This is a genomic window from Schleiferilactobacillus shenzhenensis LY-73, assembly GCF_000469325.1.
In the GTDB taxonomy this organism is placed as follows: domain Bacteria; phylum Bacillota; class Bacilli; order Lactobacillales; family Lactobacillaceae; genus Schleiferilactobacillus; species Schleiferilactobacillus shenzhenensis.
Genome location: NZ_KI271589.1, coordinates 86294 through 102085, shown reverse-complemented (window position 1 = coordinate 102085; position 15792 = coordinate 86294). Strand labels below are relative to the sequence as shown.

Genomic DNA, 15792 nt, shown 5'->3' with positions numbered 1-15792 from the left:
CGCTCGTTGATGGTGATATATTTGCTTCCTTTTTCTGGCGACTAAGCGGGACAGAGTAACAGGACAGAGTTAAAGAAAGAAGCCATGAAACTAGGCATTCAGCCACTTTTTCACCGTGGGCCTGTGCATCAACAAGACCGGCACTGCCAGCAGCAACGCCAGCAAACCGCAGGCGGGAAAACCCCACAAGCCGCCGGCAACGTCCATAATGCCGCCAGAATACAGGCTGCCGATGGGGGTCGAGCCCTGATTCAGCAGCACGTACACGCTCATGATGCGCCCCCGCAGTTCATTGGGAATAGAAAACTGGAAAGCTGCGTTGGACTGGTTGAGGAAGACCATGTTACAGAAGCCGATGACCACCATGAAGACCAAAGCCAGGGCGTACACGTGGACGAAGATCATCAACGACTGCATGACCGTTGTCCCCAGGGCGACCAGCAGGTACATGTCCCGGCGCAAACCGAAGCGGGAGAGATAACTCATCAGGAAGGCGGCAACGAGTGACCCGACACCAGTCGCCGAAAGCAGGTTCGCGTAGCCTTGCGCCCCGCGCCCCAGGACCTCTTGGGCATAGATGGGAATGATGACGTTATTATTGAAGTTCAGCGTGCAAATGATCATCATCAATTCCGCACTGAGCTTCACGTCGGCATGGTGGACCACATAGGTGAGACCCTCTTTGACATCGGCGATGATGTGCCGCGCCTTGTGACTGGCCACGGGGTGCTCTTGGTGGATCATTAGCAGGCCAATGATAATGGCCACGTAGCTCAGCGTATCGATGAGGAAGCAGGGAGCGACGCCCAGGGCGACCATCAGGATGCCGGCCAGCGACGGTCCGGCAATCTTCGCCAGGTTGAAGATGGACGAGTTCAATGAGATACCGTTCATCAGGTCTTTCTTCCCCACCAGCTCAATGACGTAGGACTGGCGAGTGGGCGTATCAAAGCTTTGCAAGATGCCGTAGCCCAAGGCGATGAGCAGAATCTGCCAGTATTGGACGATTTTGAGATACGTAATCGTCGTCATGATGGCGCCCAGGACGAGGAAGCCGGATTGGGTGATGAGCAGGATACGCCGTTTGGGGAAGCGGTCAATTAGTGTCCCGGCGACCAGCGTCAGGAGCAGGATCGGTACAAATTGTGCCGCCGCTAGCAGTCCTACCAGAAAGGCGGATTTGGTCATCTGGTAGACCAGCCAAGTTTGGGTCGTCCGTTGGATCCAGGTCCCCATCACAGAGATACATTGGCCAATCCAGAAGCGGCGGAAGTTTTTGGAGCGGAGGGAAGAAAAGGTATCGCCTAGCACATGAAAGTTCACTGCGGTCATCGCCTGTCTCGAAGAAATTCCTCCTTATCATTGGCTTTTGCCGAGGCGAAGTCAATGCGGCAGTGACCACCATCAAACGGACTGAATCGAGTATAATCATGGTATCCCAATATCGAAGAGAAGGTCCCGCCATGCGACTACAAATCAGCAAGTCTAAGCACAGCCAGTCATTTTATGTGGTCAAAGACGTGCGTATTGACGGCAAGAACAACAAGCGGGGCAGGTGCTTTTCTACCTGAGCAACGTGCTGTACCGGCGCTTCACGGACCGGCTGGGATCCCATCGGCGGCGGGAAATCGTCGGTCGGGAATTGCGGACCATGCGCGTGACGCCTTGGCCTGAAGGCTATCGGCCGAGTGATATGTGGGCGTATACGAAAGCCATGCAGAAGATGGAAGAGGCGCTGAACCTGCATGTGGCGTACGCCATATTACCGTCAGCGAAATTGGCAGAGATTCTCGCCGATGTCCGTCAATCCAACAAAGAAAGGCAGTCTTAACTTCATGGATATTACGTATCAAGGAACGACGCTCCGCTTCACCAGCAACGCCGAGGTCTTTTCTCCCCGAGGGCTGGACCAGGGGACTGAAACCATGCTCAACCACGCTGAAGTACACGCCAATGACCGGATTCTGGACCTGGGGTGCGGCTTCGGGTTCGTCGGCGTCTACTTCGCGGCGACGAAGCCGGAAGCCCGGGTCACGATGGCCGATGTCGATGGCAACGCCGTCGCCTTGGCTAAGGAAAACGCCGAGCAGAATCACGTCACACCCATGATTAGCCAGAGCGATGGTTTCGCGGCCATCCGGGACGCGCGCTTCGATGTCATTCTGTCGAATCCGCCGTACCACGAGAACTTTTCTGTCCCTAAGCACTTCATCGAAGGGGCCTATCGCCAGCTTGCGCCGAATGGCCGGCTGTACATGGTGACGAAGCGCCGGACATGGTATGAAAACAAGATCCGCACGGTCTTCGGCGGTGTGCATGTGATTGAGGACAATGGCTACTTCGTCTTCGCTGCCCAGAAGCGGATCGGTGAGCACCGGGGCCATACCCACGAGAAGCAGCATACGTTATCCAAGAAACTGCAGCGCAAGCAGGCCCGCCTGGCCCGGAACCAGTAAATGAACGGCCGGCAGTTGAATGTCGAGACCGAAAGCGCCACAATGAACATAATATTAAGTTAAGGGGCGAAGGGTATGTGCACATCTATGCAGATCAAATCAATCGAAGGGGATACGTTCTGGGGCCGGACGATGGACTTTGCCGACACGTTCTTCCACGACAATGATCCCCAAGGCGGCAAGAACTTCCCGGGCAAGATTACCAGCTTCCCGCGGGGTATCAAGGTACCCAGTCAGACACCGGATTGGACCACCCAGTATGCGGCGACCGGTGTCGGCGTTGCCGGTACGGCAGGCTTGTTCGATGGGGTCAACGAACATGGCTTGGCCGGGGACATGCAGGTCCTGATCGAGGCCACTGACGCGAATCAGGAATCGCTCAGCCAGCGCGGGCTGAAGGGCGTTTTCTCCACGGAATTCGTTTCTTACATTCTGACCACCTGCAAGAATGTCGCTGACGTGAAGGCGGCCGCAGCGAAGACCGGGATCCTCGGCGATGAGGCGGCCCAGGGCTTGCCCCTCCATTATGCCTTCGTTGATGCCACCGGGGCCGGCGTGGTGCTGGAGCCAGTGGACCACGGGGCCTTTAAGGTTTACGACAACGTTGGGGCGATGACCAACAGTCCCGAGTACAGTTACCACTTGACCAATATTCGTAATTACGTGTCGTTGGACACGACCAACCGCGGCCAGGGCAGTAAGATTGGCGATTATCAGCTGCAGCCCATCGAACTGGGCACCGGCTACGGCATGTTCGGCATGCCCGGCGATTACACTTCCCCGTCCCGCTTCGTCCGGGCGATGCTGATTGCACACAATATCGCCCCGTTCCACAGTGCGGACGGGATTCAGCAGCTTTACAACGCCTTCAAGTCCGTGATGGTGCCTGAGGGTCTGGGCAAGGACGCCGACAATGCTCACCGGACCGATTCCACCCAATACTGGGCCGGCTTCGACCTGAGCAAGTGCACGATGACTGTCCAGGACTCCCATTACATGACGCCCACTGTGAAGACAGTGGATCCGGACATTACCGAGATCACTTACCAAGACTTGGGCAAGACGTTCGAAGCCCACGTGTTGTAAGATAGAAAGGTAACAAGAAAGAGCCTGCGGGCTCTTTTTTCGTGGAGAGGATGGCAGCAATGCAAGTTTTGGGAATCTATGGCGGCCAGGACGCCAACGGACTGACAGCGACAGTGGTGCGGACAATATTGGGAGCGGTGCAAGCGCCGGCCACGAGCACATTCATCGACTTGAATGATTATGACCTGCACCCGGAGACACCGAACCGGCCCAACCCGGATTTGGATAAGTTAGCGGCGCAGCTCCAGGCCGCTGATATCTGGGTCTTCGGGGCACCGACTTACTATACGACGATTCCTGGGCAGCTCAAGCAATTCTTCGACGTGATGCGGCATCGCTGGACGCGGATGACGAAGGCCGGGGACAGTCTGCCGAACGGGGTGTTTGCCGACAAGCATTACGTCTCTGTCACCAGCTGCTTCGCGCCGACTTGGGACAATATTTTCACCGGGCAGACGGATTTGACGCTCCGGGCCATCGACGGGGCCATGACTTTGGCCGGCGTGCACAAAATCACCGAGCTGGTCTGCCCCAACACCTGGCGGCAGCGCACGCCGACGGAGAGAAAATTGGCTCGCGCCCGGCAGATTGGCGCCGAGTTGAGTCACTATCAACGAAAGGATGATGAAACTTTGAAACGGTATGTCTTGCTTTTCTTCATGATCGCTGTGATGGCTCTGGCCACGATGGGGATCCAGCAATTATTCAGCGCCTTGACGGCCACCTTCTGGCTGCGTTACGCCAGCTTCGTCGTGATTTTCTTCGTTCTGCTGGCGATCATCCTGCACGTGATGACGTTCATGCGGCATAAACGGGCATGAAAATCATGCTGATCGGCCGGTCAGGGGCGGGCAAGTCCACGCTGGCCCGTTGGTTGGCGGCCTAGACTGCCTATCCAGTGCTGCACCTTGACCGCTTGTGGCATAAGGCGGACTATTCACCAGAGGCCAAGCAGTGGTTTATTCAGCAGCAGCGGGACTTCATGGCGGCCCACGACAATTGGATCATTGACGGGAATTACGGCGGTACCATGCCCCTGCGGCTGGCAGAGGCGGATTTGGTGCTCTGGCTGCAAGTGAACCGGGTCCAGGCCATTATCCGAGTGGTGCGGCGCTCCCTGCGCTACCACTGGGACAAGGCCAGCCGACCGGACATGGCGGCGGGCTTCACTGAACATTGGAATCGGGACTACTGGAACTTCCTCGCTTTCGTCTGGCACTATGATGACAAGAAGTGGCAGAAAGTACTGGCCCAGCGGCCGGCGGGAACCCGCCTGGTGGTGCTGCGGGGGAAGCGGGCCAAGCGGACCTTCATGGACCGCTTCCCAAACAGCGGGGAATGAGAGTGCGTTTCTCTCCCTCCGGCCAGCAGCGGTCTGGTATACTAGACCAAAACGTTAGGCGAGGTGAGTGCGGATGGATCAGTTAGAAAAACTCCCAGAACGCATCAAGACGGTGTGGCGGGCCGATGCGGTCGCCGACGCTGGCTGGCTGCTGGTGCCGTTGGCGGCGGCAATATACGTCGTTTACTGGCGGCACTGGCCAGTGTGGCTGCTGCCGCTGGCCGGGGCGCTATTAGTGATCGTGCCCCTCGTGCAGCTGGTGCTGGTACCGTACCGATACACCTTCACGGGCTACCGCATCCGGCCGGAATCGGTTGAATTGCGCAGCGGCTTCATCTTCCGCAAGCAGGAATCGATTCCCACGACACGGATCCAGAACGTGACGATTGAGCAGGGCCCGCTGCTGCGCTGGCAGAAATTGCAGGCCGTGCGGGTAGCAACGGCGTCCACCAGTGCGAAAATTGACGGGGTGGAACCGGCAGAGGCCGAGCGGCTGCGGGCCGCCATCCTCAAGCTGGCATTGGAGGTGCGCGATGACCGCTAGGCATGTGCATCCGCTGACGCTGCTCTTTAACTGGGGCCGGAGCCTGCGGGATAACTGGGTGTTACTGCTGCTGATGCTGCTGCAGACCAATTGGATCATGGCCCGTTGGTGGGCGCTGCTTCTGGCGGGACTCTATATTGCCGGCGTGGTCCTGCTGCCGGTGGTGCGGTACGTGACATTCACGTATGCGTTGGAGGACGACATGATCGTGGTCCACAGCGGCATCTTTGAACGCAAGCATACCCATATTCCGTATGCCCGGATTCAAACGATTCAACAGAAACAGGCGTGGTATATGCGGCCGTTTCATTTGATGGCGCTGATCATTGAAACCGCCGGGCATCAGGAAGACGAACCAGAGGCGGAGCTGAATGCCGTGCCGGTGGCGGTTTATGACGAGCTGACGGCCAAGCAGCAGGCGAGCCGTCAACGCGGATCAAGCCCGGCCGAGGAGCCCGCCGACCAGGTCAGTGCACCGGCTGACCCGGCGGAGCCGAAGCACAGTGCGCCGCCCGCTGCCCCTGATGAAGGGTCAGCCACGACGCCAACCTTAGATTCGATTGCCGCCATGCTGGCGGCATCCGACAGGCCGGCGACCGTCAGCGGCGAGGCCCATTACAAGATTAATGGCCGCGATCTGAATCTATACGCGTTAACGTCGCTCAGCCTGTTTCCCTTTCTTATTGCCATCGTTCTGGGCTACCCCAAGATTGCGGCTGAGATCCCGGCCCGATTCACCGCGCAAGTGAGTCGCGGCGTCGCGTCCGCACTGCTGATCTTGGCAGGGGTTCTGATCGGTCTGCTCGTTCTCTTGGCCCTGATCACCTATCTGCGGCTGCTTACGCGGTTCTATGGTTTCACCATTACCCGGACCGGTGATGATATCACGACGCAGCGCGGCCTACTGTCCCGCAATACGGTGACCACGAAGGTGCAGCGGATTCAGGCCGTGCGGTTGTCGCAATCTATCTTACGCCGGCTGTTCCATCTGACGACGATTCAAGCGTTGCTGGCGTCGCGAGCGGCAGAGGATGAGAGTGACGATGAACTGGTTTTGCTGCCTGTGAGCCGGACGGCAACCTGGCAGCAGGTGAAGGCATTGACGGGGTACGGCACCGGCGCAGCACCAGAATGGCAGCGGCCGCCCCGGCGCACGCAGTGGTACCAGCTGCGCAATGCGTTCCTGCTCAGCCTGGTCCCCACGATCCCTTTGATGATTTGGTTACGACCCTGGGGGTACGGGGCACTGCTGCTGCCCCTGGCGGCGATTTGGCAAGGCTGGTACGCCGGTGCCCACCGCGGCGTGAGCATCGACCGCCAGCGGGATGAGCTATACGCGCTGCATGGCCGCTGGTTTACGCAAGCCACTTTAATTGCAGACCACCAGCAGATCCAGTCGGTGGCGCTGCACCAGTCAATTTGGATGCGCTCACGTCACCTCGCCCACCTGGAGATCAATGTGCGGCGGGGCAACAGCAATGATGAATTTGCTATTCGGTACTTGCCGGAAGACGCAGCCGTCAATGTGTATCAGTGGTTCACCGAAGAGCAGCGGATTCACGTGGTTACCACCCCGGTGCCGGAACCGTGAGGAAAGTTCCACTTCCCTTGCGGCCGTAGTGGTTCAGACGTTTTCATGATACAATAACAACAGCAGAATAGTTGAAAGGCGGTTGGCAAATCTGATCGTGAAGGGGTGGTAGCCTATGCGCTATCGACAAACTCTAGAGCGAAAGGGGGTGCCGGTTTGCGCATTACCGATGTCTTAACGGTCGTTTTCGCATTTGGCAGTTTTGTACTGTTACTTGTGGATGTGGTCGTTAAGCTCGTCGTAGTAATCGTCGACAATCGAAAAAACGACCGCTAACAGACTATTTGGCGATGGTCTAGCGGTCGTTTAATAGATTGCTTAGCTTTACTAATGCCAACCGTCTTAAACGGTTCTGCGGGGAGTCGCTTAGGCCAGCGGCTCCTTTGCTGTCTTTATTATACTCAATACTGAAGGTTTTACGCAAGCAATTCGGGGGTGACACTGGCCACTAAGAAGCTCCCACTAAGGAACTGCCCGCCAAGCCCCAGTGAATTAACGTTCCCCCGAAGATGGTCTACAATGAAGGCGTATCAAGAACCAAGCAAGGTACAAAAAGAAGGATGCAGCATGAACGAACAAGAGAACAAGAATGACATCAGGTATTGGAATGACAGCGGCGCGTGGTTTAACGATGATATCGGCGGTGCCTTTAAAGTATCGGTGATTACCGACGTCAAAGCGGCCACCAAAGGGGACAAGCACTTGGCGGCCGCCTTGACTGACGAGTTCGGCGATGCGCCAATCGTTCAAGTCGTGGACGCGAAGGGCACGCATCACTATTACCCCATCACCGCCCGGGATGATATTTGGGAAGATACCGGCCGCGAGTTGCGGGATAAAGGCTTCATCGCGGATACCGTTACGCAATAATGTTGGCTATCATGGCAGAATTCATCTGCCAATACAGATAATGAATGACGAGAACGTGCCGCCGATTTCCTATGTAAGGAGTTCGGCGGCACGTTCTTTGCCTTTCTTATCATCTACAAATAATAGACCACGGCGCCGATGACGCCGGCCAGCAGGATCAGCCACACCGGGTTCACATGGTACTTGGCATCGAGGAAGAACACGACGCCCAGAACCAGCAGGCTGCTCCAATCGAGATGTGCGCTGCGCCAGGCGCCCAGACCATTGATGCCGAACACGGTCAGGAGCATCAGCGAGAGGGCCACGGCCAGAATCAGGCCGGCTGAGGCGGGCTTGATACCGTCGAGGATCGCGGTTAGGAACCAGTTATCGTTGATGCGCTGCTCGAAGTGCATGTAGAGCGGCACGAAGACCAGCGAGGGCACGCACACCGCGGCGGTAGCGGCCAGGGCGGTCCAGAAGCCGCCATACAGTTGGCCCAGGTAGGTGGCCGAGTTGATGGCAATTGGGCCGGGGATGAGGCCGTCCAAGGCGTTCAAGTCTGCGAATTGCTGGACCGTCATCCCCAGCGTCTCGGATTCCTGGAAGATCAAGGAGAGCATGGCGTAACCGCCGCCGAAGCCCAGGAAGCCGATTTTGAGAAAGGTGAGAAAAATGGTGATCATGCCTTCGCCGCCCTCCGTTTCGTGACGCTCAGCAGAATTCCCACGACCGCTGCGGCGACGATCAGAGTCGGCGCGCTGGCCAGGTTGAAGACAGTGAGCAGAAAACAGGCCAACGCCAGCAGGATTGACGCGGCGTCCCGCAAGTTATACCTGGCCAGGCTGTAGGCGGCACTGAACAGAAAAGCCGCCGACGCCGCCCGGATCGCCGCCATGATACTAATGATGACGCCTTTTTGGGGAATCAGCTGATAGGCGATGGTGGCGGCGAGCATCAAGACGAAAGCCGGCAGGATGGCGCCAATGCCGGCCGCAATCATGCCTTTGGTACCGTTGATTTTCTTCCCCAAAAAGCAGGCGTTCGTCAGGGCGATGACGCCGGGGAAGGTCTGGGAAAGAGTCGTGTATTCATACAGGGTGTCGCGGTCAATGAGATGATATTGGTTGACCAGCTGGCGCTCAATCATCGGCAGCATAGCCATACCGCCAGAAAACGTGAAGGTGCCGGCAGTCAGGTAAACCTTGAATAAAATCCAGTTCTTATGCATGGGATAAATCCTCCTCGGTCTCTATTCTACCGGAACAAGAGGTTAACTAAAAATACATGTCTGGTACAATAGCCATAACAAACGCGTTATGGAGGCGTACAACGAATGAATATCCGCCAGCTCGAAATCTTTGTCCAGGTCGCCGCCACCAGGTCAGTGACCCAAGCTGCCGACCAGCTTTTTATTTCCCAGCCGGCAGTTTCCAAGGCCTTGCGGGAACTGGAAACTGCCATCGGCACCTCCTTGTTTGACCGGATCGATAATCGTCTGCATTTGAATCCCGCCGGGCAGGCGTTCCGCATCCGCGCGAAGCGGCTGCTGGCTGAATATCAAGCGTTAGCCAATTTTGGCCGGGAAGCGGCGCGGGCGTTGCCATTGCGGGTGGGCACCAGTCTGACACTGGGCCAGATCTCCCTGCCCGCCGCCATCAGCCGGTTCAAGGCCCAGTATCCCCAAACACCGCTAACGCTCTATGCGGAGAACGTCGAGCAGATCAAGGACCGCCTGGTCCGCGGTGACATCGACGTGGCTTTCATCGAAGGCTTCGCCAGCAGCCGCTCGTTCCATGCAGAGCCGATTTCTCAATATCCCCTTCTTATTGTCGGCCGACCGGGCCTGGTTCAGGGCACGCTGACGGTCGACCAGTTGGCCGTCGTGCCGTTCTTGCTGAGGGAGAAAGGCAGCACGCTGCGCGACCGTTTCGCTGACGCGGTGCACCGTCTGGGCGCTGACGTCGTGCCGATACTGCAAAGCAGCAGCACCGCGGTGCTGATCAACGCTGCAGTGGCCGGCTTGGGGCTGACAATTTTGCCAGCCCCATTTGCCCAGCCCTATGTGCAGGCGGGAACGCTGGCGGTCTATGAACTCCCGGGGGTGGCGATGAAGACTGTGAACTACGCGATCACTTTGCGGGACGCCGCCGTGAGTCCGGCGCAACGGGCGATGGTGGCGTGTTTTCGGGAGGCAGAAAGCGAAAATCAGCATATGTCATCTCCTGATGGGTACTGAATACAAACATGCAAAGGGGACGATTGTAATCTTAATGAGTTGTTCCCTTGCCGAGAAAGTTCAAAAATGGGAAGATTGTTGTAATCAATAGTATATCTGAACATTTTTGAAGGAGGCGTCCCCTATGACACGCAAAATCGATGATTTCCTAGCCCATCACCAAACATTTCTCTCTCGTACGGCACGAAACTATGGACTATCGTCTTCAATGCTTCAGACGGCTCTTGATGAAGGTATGATTGTTCGCGAGGAACCGGGTGTATACGTGTTGGCCGGTGCAGAGACGGATCAATATAGTCTGTTGAGTCAAAAATTTACTCCTGGTATCTTTTCACAAGAGACGGCGTTGATTCTTCACGGACTGACCACCGAAATGCCGCTCCACTTCTATATGACGTTTCCCCAAGGTTATAACAACCATAATCTCGCTAAGTGGGACGTGACAGCTCGTCACTTGGTCCATAATCGGTATGCGGTGGGAATTACGACAATTCAATCGCCAAGCGGCGACCCAATTAAGGTCTATGACAAAGAGCGTACATTGTTGGACGTTTGGGCCGATTCAACAATCGGACCCAATGTAAAGTATGAAGCGGTGGAAACTTATCTGTGCGGTCAATTATCAGTTGAGGACGACCTGCGTCTAGCTGCCTACGCCCGTGACTTGTATCCCACAACTGAGTTGATTACGTTAATGGAGGTGCTTGCTCGATGATGTTTGGAAATGCATAGTGCACATCTCTAGCAGAATGCCTCTCCTCAACGGAGTGGCGATGAAATACGGTATTTGATATTGCAGACCCCAGGAAAGAATTGGATTGAACAACGCTAAAAAAGCTAGCACGCACGACATTTTGACGATGCTCATGCATGCTAGCTAGTTTTTGATATTTTAGTGTTTGGGCGTGATTCCGTGTTCCTTTTCTTCCCGCAGCGCCAACGCATGCGACTCCGTCATGAACGCGACAGCAAAGACCGCGCAGAGTCCATACAGTATACCGTCCAGTACCGGCGGCACTTGCTTCATCAGCACGTGGGGGACGATCAGTACGAGGAAGGCCAGCAATCCGAAGAGCCAGCGGTTAATATGGATGCCCCGCTGCTTCAGCCAGGCCAGCAGCCATTGCGTACCGGCTAGCAAAGCGAGGAAGCCAACAAAAACGACGAGCCAATAGAACATGGAGTTCCCTGCTTTCTAAAAATGAATTACGCTTTGGCCGCAGTTGCAGCATCCGCCGCGTCATCAGTACCGTTGGCTTTCGCCTGTTCGTCGGCGACCATTTTCTTATCGTAGGCCTTGACGAACGGGTAGTAGATGATGGCGGCGACGATCAGGTTGATGACAATCAAGACGATCACCCGCCAGTCGTTCCCGGCACTGAGATAGCCGCCGATGGGGGCGGGCAGCGTCCAGGCCTGGTAGGTAGTGAAGTGGTTGACGAGGTTGAACTTCACGGCGAAGTAAGAAATGGTCGACAGCACTAGCGGCACGATGTTAAACGGCAGCAGCAGGTACGGGTTCAAAATGATCGGGGCACCGAAGATCATCGGCTCGTTGATGTTGAAGATGCCGGGGATCAGTGAGAAACCGCCGACCTCCCGCAGAAACTTGGACTTGCAGATGGTGACGAACATGAGGGCCACGACGACTGTCGCGCCGGCCCCGCCGATGGTGACGGTCCACTGGTAGAACTGTTCCGGGGCGATGTAAGGCAGCTTCGCCTCGGAGACGCCCTTCGTCAGGGCATCCGTGTTGGCATTCAGCATGATCAGCCACATTGGCCGGACGATGGAACCGACGATACTCATCCCGTGGATCCCGAAGGACCACAGGAAGTGGATGAGGAACATCGGCAGCAGTACGCCGAACAGGTTATTCCCCAGGATCCCGGTAATCGGCTTGAACAGAGTGAGCAGCGCACTGTTCACGTCGAAGCCGGCGATGTCCCGGACCAGCCAGGCGACAATGATGATGACGGCACCTGGAATCAAGGCTTCGAAGGACCGGGCCACGGCCGGCGGGACTTGGTCGGGCATCTTGATGGTGATCTTGTGCACGCTGAAGAACCGGTAGACTTCCACGGCGAAGATCATGGACACGATCCCGGTGAACATGCCGGCGGCCCCCAGGTTCGTCATGGGCAGAACGAAGCCCAGCGGTGCCTTCTTCGGGGTGAGCACGTTGACCGGCATCTGCAGCATGAAGAAAGTGCCCAGCGACAGGATGCCGCCCGTGGTACTATCCAAATGGTAGGATTTGGCCAGATCCGAGCCCATCACGAAGGTGGCGTAGATGGCCATCAAGCCCATGGTCATCCGGAAGGGCAGCGCGATAGTCGCGGAATAGGGGGCTAAGGCATCCGCCCAAGGCTTGTACGGCAGGTTGACGAAAATCAGAAAGAAACTGCCGATCAGGATCAATGAGAGCGTAGAAACAACACCGTTACGGATAGCCAGCAGATGACGCTGGGCGCCAATCTTGGCCATGGGCGGAACGAGTTTGGTCTCGATCCACTTCATCAATTTGTTCATAGAATGATTCCTCCTCAAGCGGTATACAACTGATTACCAATTCAGTATACTCACATGTGGAATGGTGTTTCAAGTATGCGTGTCAATAATGTTGACACGGGGGTACAATATTTCTTTGGACGGTTGTTTAAGGTATAGACCAATATTTCAGAAAACCATTTCCTGAGAATGAAAAAAGAACAAAAAAGGAGTCCGACAGCATGTATCTGATTGGTATCGACAGCGGCGGCACGCACATGGTGGCAGAAGCGTATGAAGAAAGAAAACGGTTGGTCCAAGAAAATAGCGGGCCGGGGAATATTGCCCTGGACCCCGCCGGTACGCAGCGGAATATTATGACGGTGCTGGCCCAGGTCTTCAATCAGCTGCCCGTGGCCCAGTGCGGGGGCATCCTCATCGGCATCGCCGGCGTGGCCATGGCTGGCGGGCAAGAGGAGATCATTGCGGCGGTGCACCGGCAGTATGCTGTTCCCGTTGCCGTGGTGAGCGACGCCGACTTGGCGTTATTGAACGGATTGCATGGCGGTCCTGGAGTCATTGCGATTGCCGGCACCGGGTCAATCGTACTGGCCCAGAAAGCCACGGGTGACCGGGTCCGGGTCGGCGGCTGGGGCTGGCGCTTCGGCGACGAGGGCAGCGCGTATGACATCGTTCGGCGGGCGTTCACCATGATGGCGGCGGCGCGGGATGATGGTCAGGTCAGTCCGATTGAGCCAGTACTGGTGGCGGCAACCCAAACGTCGCATTACCGCGCCGCTGTGGCCCGCAGTTATCAGCTGGACCGGGGTGCATTTGCCGGCTTGGCCCGGGCCGTGGCTGACGCCGCGCAGACGGGCAACACTGCCGCCCAGGCCTGTGTAACGGCCGCAGCTGAGGCGTTAGCCGCACAAATCCACCAAGCGCTGCGTCGGGCTGGCCTACCGAACGCCAGTGTCGTTGCACTAGCGGGGTCGGTCGCGGCTAAAAACGACTTGTTTTTCTCTGTGCTGCGGCGCCAACTCCCAGACGCCGAGTTGCGTCGGCTGCAGGGCAGCAATGCGGGCGGGGTGCAGTATTACCACTTTCCGCAGTGACCGCGGACAATCTTTTCCATGGCTGCCCAAGTCGCGTCAGGCACACCTGGTTTTTCTAAAGAAAAAACGGCATCGTTATCCCGGCGCCCGTGGGGGCCAGGAAACGGTGTCGCGATGGGTATATGGGCATCGCTTACTGCGCGTCGCTGAGATACTGACGCTGCAGTTGTGCCCGCATGGCCGCGTCCACTCCCAACTGATTCGTCAAATAATCCATCAGAGAGCCGTAATCCGTCTGGATCTGTACCAGAGCGGCGTCCAAGTATTCATTTCTCACTGACGCCAGCGACCGGTTGGTGGCGATCAGCGCGGCGGAGCTGTTCGTGGCCCGCAAGGCCTCCAGCCGCTCGTGCCGCTTCTCCCGTAAGAGGCTGTTGGACAGCAGATAATCGGCCCGGATCGTCTCCGCCGGCACGCCCAGCACCGTCAACAGGAAGACCGTGGCCATTCCGGTGCGGTCTTTCCCTGAGGTGCAGTGCCAGAGGACGGCGCCGGACGTTGCGTCTTGCGCAGCAAGCAGGGTGAAGAAGCGGCGGAAGGCCCGCTGGGCGCTGCCCCGGGTGACCATGTCCCGGTAAGTCGTGACCATGTTGAGAAAGCCGGCCAGCGGGTCCTTGTCGTACATCCGGCGCAGTTCGATGATGGATTTACTGACCTGGGTCTCGTCGGTGGGAAAGACGGGATTCAGTTCGTACGCCGCACCGGTCGGCAACCGGTCCGGCCACTCGTGCGCTTCCCGGGGCGAGCGCAGGTCCACCACAGTGGTGACGCCGTAGCTGGTCAGAAACTTCTGGTCTTGTTCCGTCAACTCATTCATTCGGGCGGCGCGAATCAACCGGTGGGACTTGATTACCCGCCCGTCCGCGGTGCGGTAGCCGCCCAGGTCGCGGTAATTGGGGCCTTGTTCCAGCGGCAGAACATAGGGTACTGACATGGCCACATTTCTCCCTTCAACAAAAAGGCGCCTGGGGCGAGCAGCCTCGGCGCCTATTGATATTCTACCGCAAGTCCAGCGCGGTCGGGTCAGTTCTTCGGTTCCTCCACCGCCCGGGCGATGAAGCCCTTGGCCTTCTGCAGCCGGGCGGCGGCCTCAACCTTGGGCAGCTTAGTCAGGACCATCACGATGGCTAGCTTCACATCCTGGCCGGCAGCGGTGAAGGCCTGTTCAGCAGCGGCTTCGTCGGCGCCGGTGGCCTGGCGGATGATGCGCTTGGCCCGCTCGACCAGCTTCTCGTTGGTCGGCTTCACGTCCACCATGAGGTTGCCATAGACCTTGCCGATGCCGACCATGGCGCCGGTGGAGAGCATGTTCAAGATCAGCTTTTGGGCGGTGCCGGACTTCAGCCGGGTGGAGCCGGTGAGGATCTCCGGACCGACGGGACACTCGATGGCGATGCCCGCATGGCTGCTGATTACGGCGTGGTCGTTGCAGGCGATGCTAATGGTGGTCGCGCCGATGGTCTGGGCATAATCCAAGCCGCCCACCACGTAAGGCGTGCGGCCGCTGGCAGAAATACCGACGACGGTATCGCGGGGGGTCAGCTTGTGGGCCATCAAGTCCTGCCGACCCAAGGTAACAGAATCCTCAGCGCCTTCGACGGCCACGGTCATCGCCTGCATGCCGCCGGCAATCAGCCCCTGGACCATCTCCGGCGGGGTGCCGAAGGTGGGCACGCATTCTGCCGCGTCCAGCACGCCCAGCCGGCCGCTGGTCCCGGCGCCGATGTAGAACAGCCGGCCGCCGTGGTTGAATGAATGCGTGATCGCCGTGATTGCCTGCTCAATGGCCGGCAGCGCCCGCGCCACACTCTCCGGTACGGTCTTATCTTCATTATTCATCGCCACGGCGAAGTCGTGCACAGACATGGTATCCAGGTGCATCGTCTTCTGGTTGCGGGTCTCTGTGGTCAGCTTGCTCAAGTCCATGACAGCATACCCCTTTCTAACGGGAACCAAGCGGCATCAGCCGGATGACAGCCCTTTCCAAGTCGGCTATAAGTATATCATGGAAGAAATACTGTTTCAATTACCGTTCGATTTGTTTGTGGGTTAAGAAATCGTATATCAAAAAAGACAAAGA

Annotated in this window: 19 protein-coding genes; 12 read left to right on the top strand and 7 right to left on the bottom strand. The window is 57.3% G+C overall.

Annotation, left to right across the window (positions count from 1 at the left end; all coding sequences use genetic code 11):
- Positions 1 to 90: 90 nt before the first annotated feature.
- On the bottom strand, positions 91 to 1332 hold the full coding sequence (locus L248_RS07950) for an MFS transporter (RefSeq protein WP_022529649.1): 1242 nt from the start codon (positions 1330 to 1332) through the stop codon (positions 91 to 93).
- 223 nt (positions 1333 to 1555) lie between these two features.
- On the opposite strand from L248_RS07950, the gene L248_RS07945 reads away from it, so the two are divergent.
- The 9 genes from L248_RS07945 to L248_RS07905 all read left to right on the top strand — a co-directional run bounded on the left by L248_RS07945 (position 1556) and on the right by L248_RS07905 (position 7889).
- A complete protein-coding gene (locus L248_RS07945) occupies positions 1556 to 1831 on the top strand; it encodes a hypothetical protein (RefSeq protein ID WP_022529648.1) in 276 nt (91 codons plus the stop codon).
- Positions 1832 to 1835: 4 nt separating this feature from the next.
- Positions 1836 to 2456: a class I SAM-dependent methyltransferase gene (locus L248_RS07940; RefSeq protein WP_040535615.1), complete on the top strand. Its 621-nt coding sequence runs from the start codon at positions 1836 to 1838 to the stop codon at positions 2454 to 2456.
- Between the two features lie 75 nt (positions 2457 to 2531).
- The gene (locus L248_RS07935) at positions 2532 to 3542 is read left to right on the top strand and encodes a linear amide C-N hydrolase (protein ID WP_040535613.1); all 1011 of its coding nucleotides are present in this window, start codon (positions 2532 to 2534) and stop codon (positions 3540 to 3542) included.
- A 59-nt stretch (positions 3543 to 3601) separates the two neighbouring features.
- Positions 3602 to 4363 carry an NAD(P)H-dependent oxidoreductase gene (locus tag L248_RS07930; protein ID WP_040535612.1) on the top strand — a complete coding sequence of 254 codons (762 nt, stop codon included), beginning with the start codon at positions 3602 to 3604 and terminating at the stop codon, positions 4361 to 4363.
- 77 nt (positions 4364 to 4440) lie between these two features.
- Positions 4441 to 4884 carry a P-loop NTPase family protein gene (locus L248_RS07925; RefSeq protein ID WP_022529644.1) on the top strand — a complete coding sequence of 148 codons (444 nt, stop codon included), beginning with the start codon at positions 4441 to 4443 and terminating at the stop codon, positions 4882 to 4884.
- A gap of 73 nt (positions 4885 to 4957) precedes the next feature.
- Positions 4958 to 5428: a PH domain-containing protein gene (locus tag L248_RS07920; RefSeq protein WP_040535609.1), complete on the top strand. Its 471-nt coding sequence runs from the start codon at positions 4958 to 4960 to the stop codon at positions 5426 to 5428.
- The gene (locus L248_RS07915; RefSeq protein WP_040535606.1) at positions 5418 to 7019 is read left to right on the top strand and encodes a PH domain-containing protein; all 1602 of its coding nucleotides are present in this window, start codon (positions 5418 to 5420) and stop codon (positions 7017 to 7019) included. The genes L248_RS07920 and L248_RS07915 overlap by 11 nt, the downstream gene beginning before the upstream one ends.
- Positions 7020 to 7124: 105 nt before the next feature.
- A complete protein-coding gene (locus L248_RS16205) occupies positions 7125 to 7295 on the top strand; it encodes a putative holin-like toxin (RefSeq protein ID WP_245585282.1) in 171 nt (56 codons plus the stop codon).
- A 291-nt stretch (positions 7296 to 7586) separates the two neighbouring features.
- Positions 7587 to 7889 carry a hypothetical protein gene (locus L248_RS07905; protein WP_040535603.1) on the top strand — a complete coding sequence of 101 codons (303 nt, stop codon included), beginning with the start codon at positions 7587 to 7589 and terminating at the stop codon, positions 7887 to 7889.
- A gap of 113 nt (positions 7890 to 8002) precedes the next feature.
- On the opposite strand, the gene L248_RS07900 is transcribed toward L248_RS07905, so the two are convergent.
- Positions 8003 to 8554, bottom strand: a complete 552-nt coding sequence (locus tag L248_RS07900) for a chromate transporter (RefSeq protein WP_022529639.1) — start codon at positions 8552 to 8554, stop codon at positions 8003 to 8005.
- Positions 8551 to 9099 carry a chromate transporter gene (locus tag L248_RS15185; protein ID WP_022529638.1) on the bottom strand — a complete coding sequence of 183 codons (549 nt, stop codon included), beginning with the start codon at positions 9097 to 9099 and terminating at the stop codon, positions 8551 to 8553. Before L248_RS15185 ends, L248_RS07900 begins: the two co-directional genes overlap by 4 nt.
- 105 nt (positions 9100 to 9204) lie before the next feature.
- On the opposite strand from L248_RS15185, the gene L248_RS07890 reads away from it, so the two are divergent.
- On the top strand, positions 9205 to 10107 hold the full coding sequence (locus L248_RS07890) for a LysR family transcriptional regulator (RefSeq protein WP_022529637.1): 903 nt from the start codon (positions 9205 to 9207) through the stop codon (positions 10105 to 10107).
- 124 nt (positions 10108 to 10231) lie between these two features.
- Positions 10232 to 10822, top strand: a complete 591-nt coding sequence (locus L248_RS07885) for a type IV toxin-antitoxin system AbiEi family antitoxin domain-containing protein (protein ID WP_040535600.1) — start codon at positions 10232 to 10234, stop codon at positions 10820 to 10822.
- Between the two features lie 177 nt (positions 10823 to 10999).
- Here the strand turns inward: L248_RS07885 and L248_RS07880 are convergent, their stop codons facing one another.
- Both L248_RS07880 and L248_RS07875 read right to left on the bottom strand, forming a co-directional pair.
- Complete coding sequence (locus L248_RS07880) at positions 11000 to 11287, bottom strand: hypothetical protein (RefSeq protein ID WP_022529635.1); 288 nt, start codon at positions 11285 to 11287, stop codon at positions 11000 to 11002.
- Between the two features lie 26 nt (positions 11288 to 11313).
- Entirely contained in the window at positions 11314 to 12639 is a 1326-nt protein-coding gene (locus L248_RS07875) for a PTS sugar transporter subunit IIC (protein WP_022529634.1), read from the bottom strand.
- 200 nt (positions 12640 to 12839) lie between these two features.
- Here L248_RS07875 and L248_RS07870 point away from each other — a divergent pair, with 200 nt between their 5' ends.
- Complete coding sequence (locus L248_RS07870; protein WP_022529633.1) at positions 12840 to 13712, top strand: BadF/BadG/BcrA/BcrD ATPase family protein; 873 nt, start codon at positions 12840 to 12842, stop codon at positions 13710 to 13712.
- 133 nt (positions 13713 to 13845) lie between these two features.
- On the opposite strand, the gene L248_RS07865 is transcribed toward L248_RS07870, so the two are convergent.
- Together L248_RS07865 and murQ are read right to left on the bottom strand one after the other, a co-directional pair.
- On the bottom strand, positions 13846 to 14646 hold the full coding sequence (locus tag L248_RS07865; protein WP_040535597.1) for a tyrosine-protein phosphatase: 801 nt from the start codon (positions 14644 to 14646) through the stop codon (positions 13846 to 13848).
- An 89-nt stretch (positions 14647 to 14735) separates the two neighbouring features.
- Entirely contained in the window at positions 14736 to 15638 is a 903-nt protein-coding gene (gene murQ, locus L248_RS07860; protein WP_022529631.1) for an N-acetylmuramic acid 6-phosphate etherase, read from the bottom strand.
- Positions 15639 to 15792 lie beyond the last annotated feature (154 nt).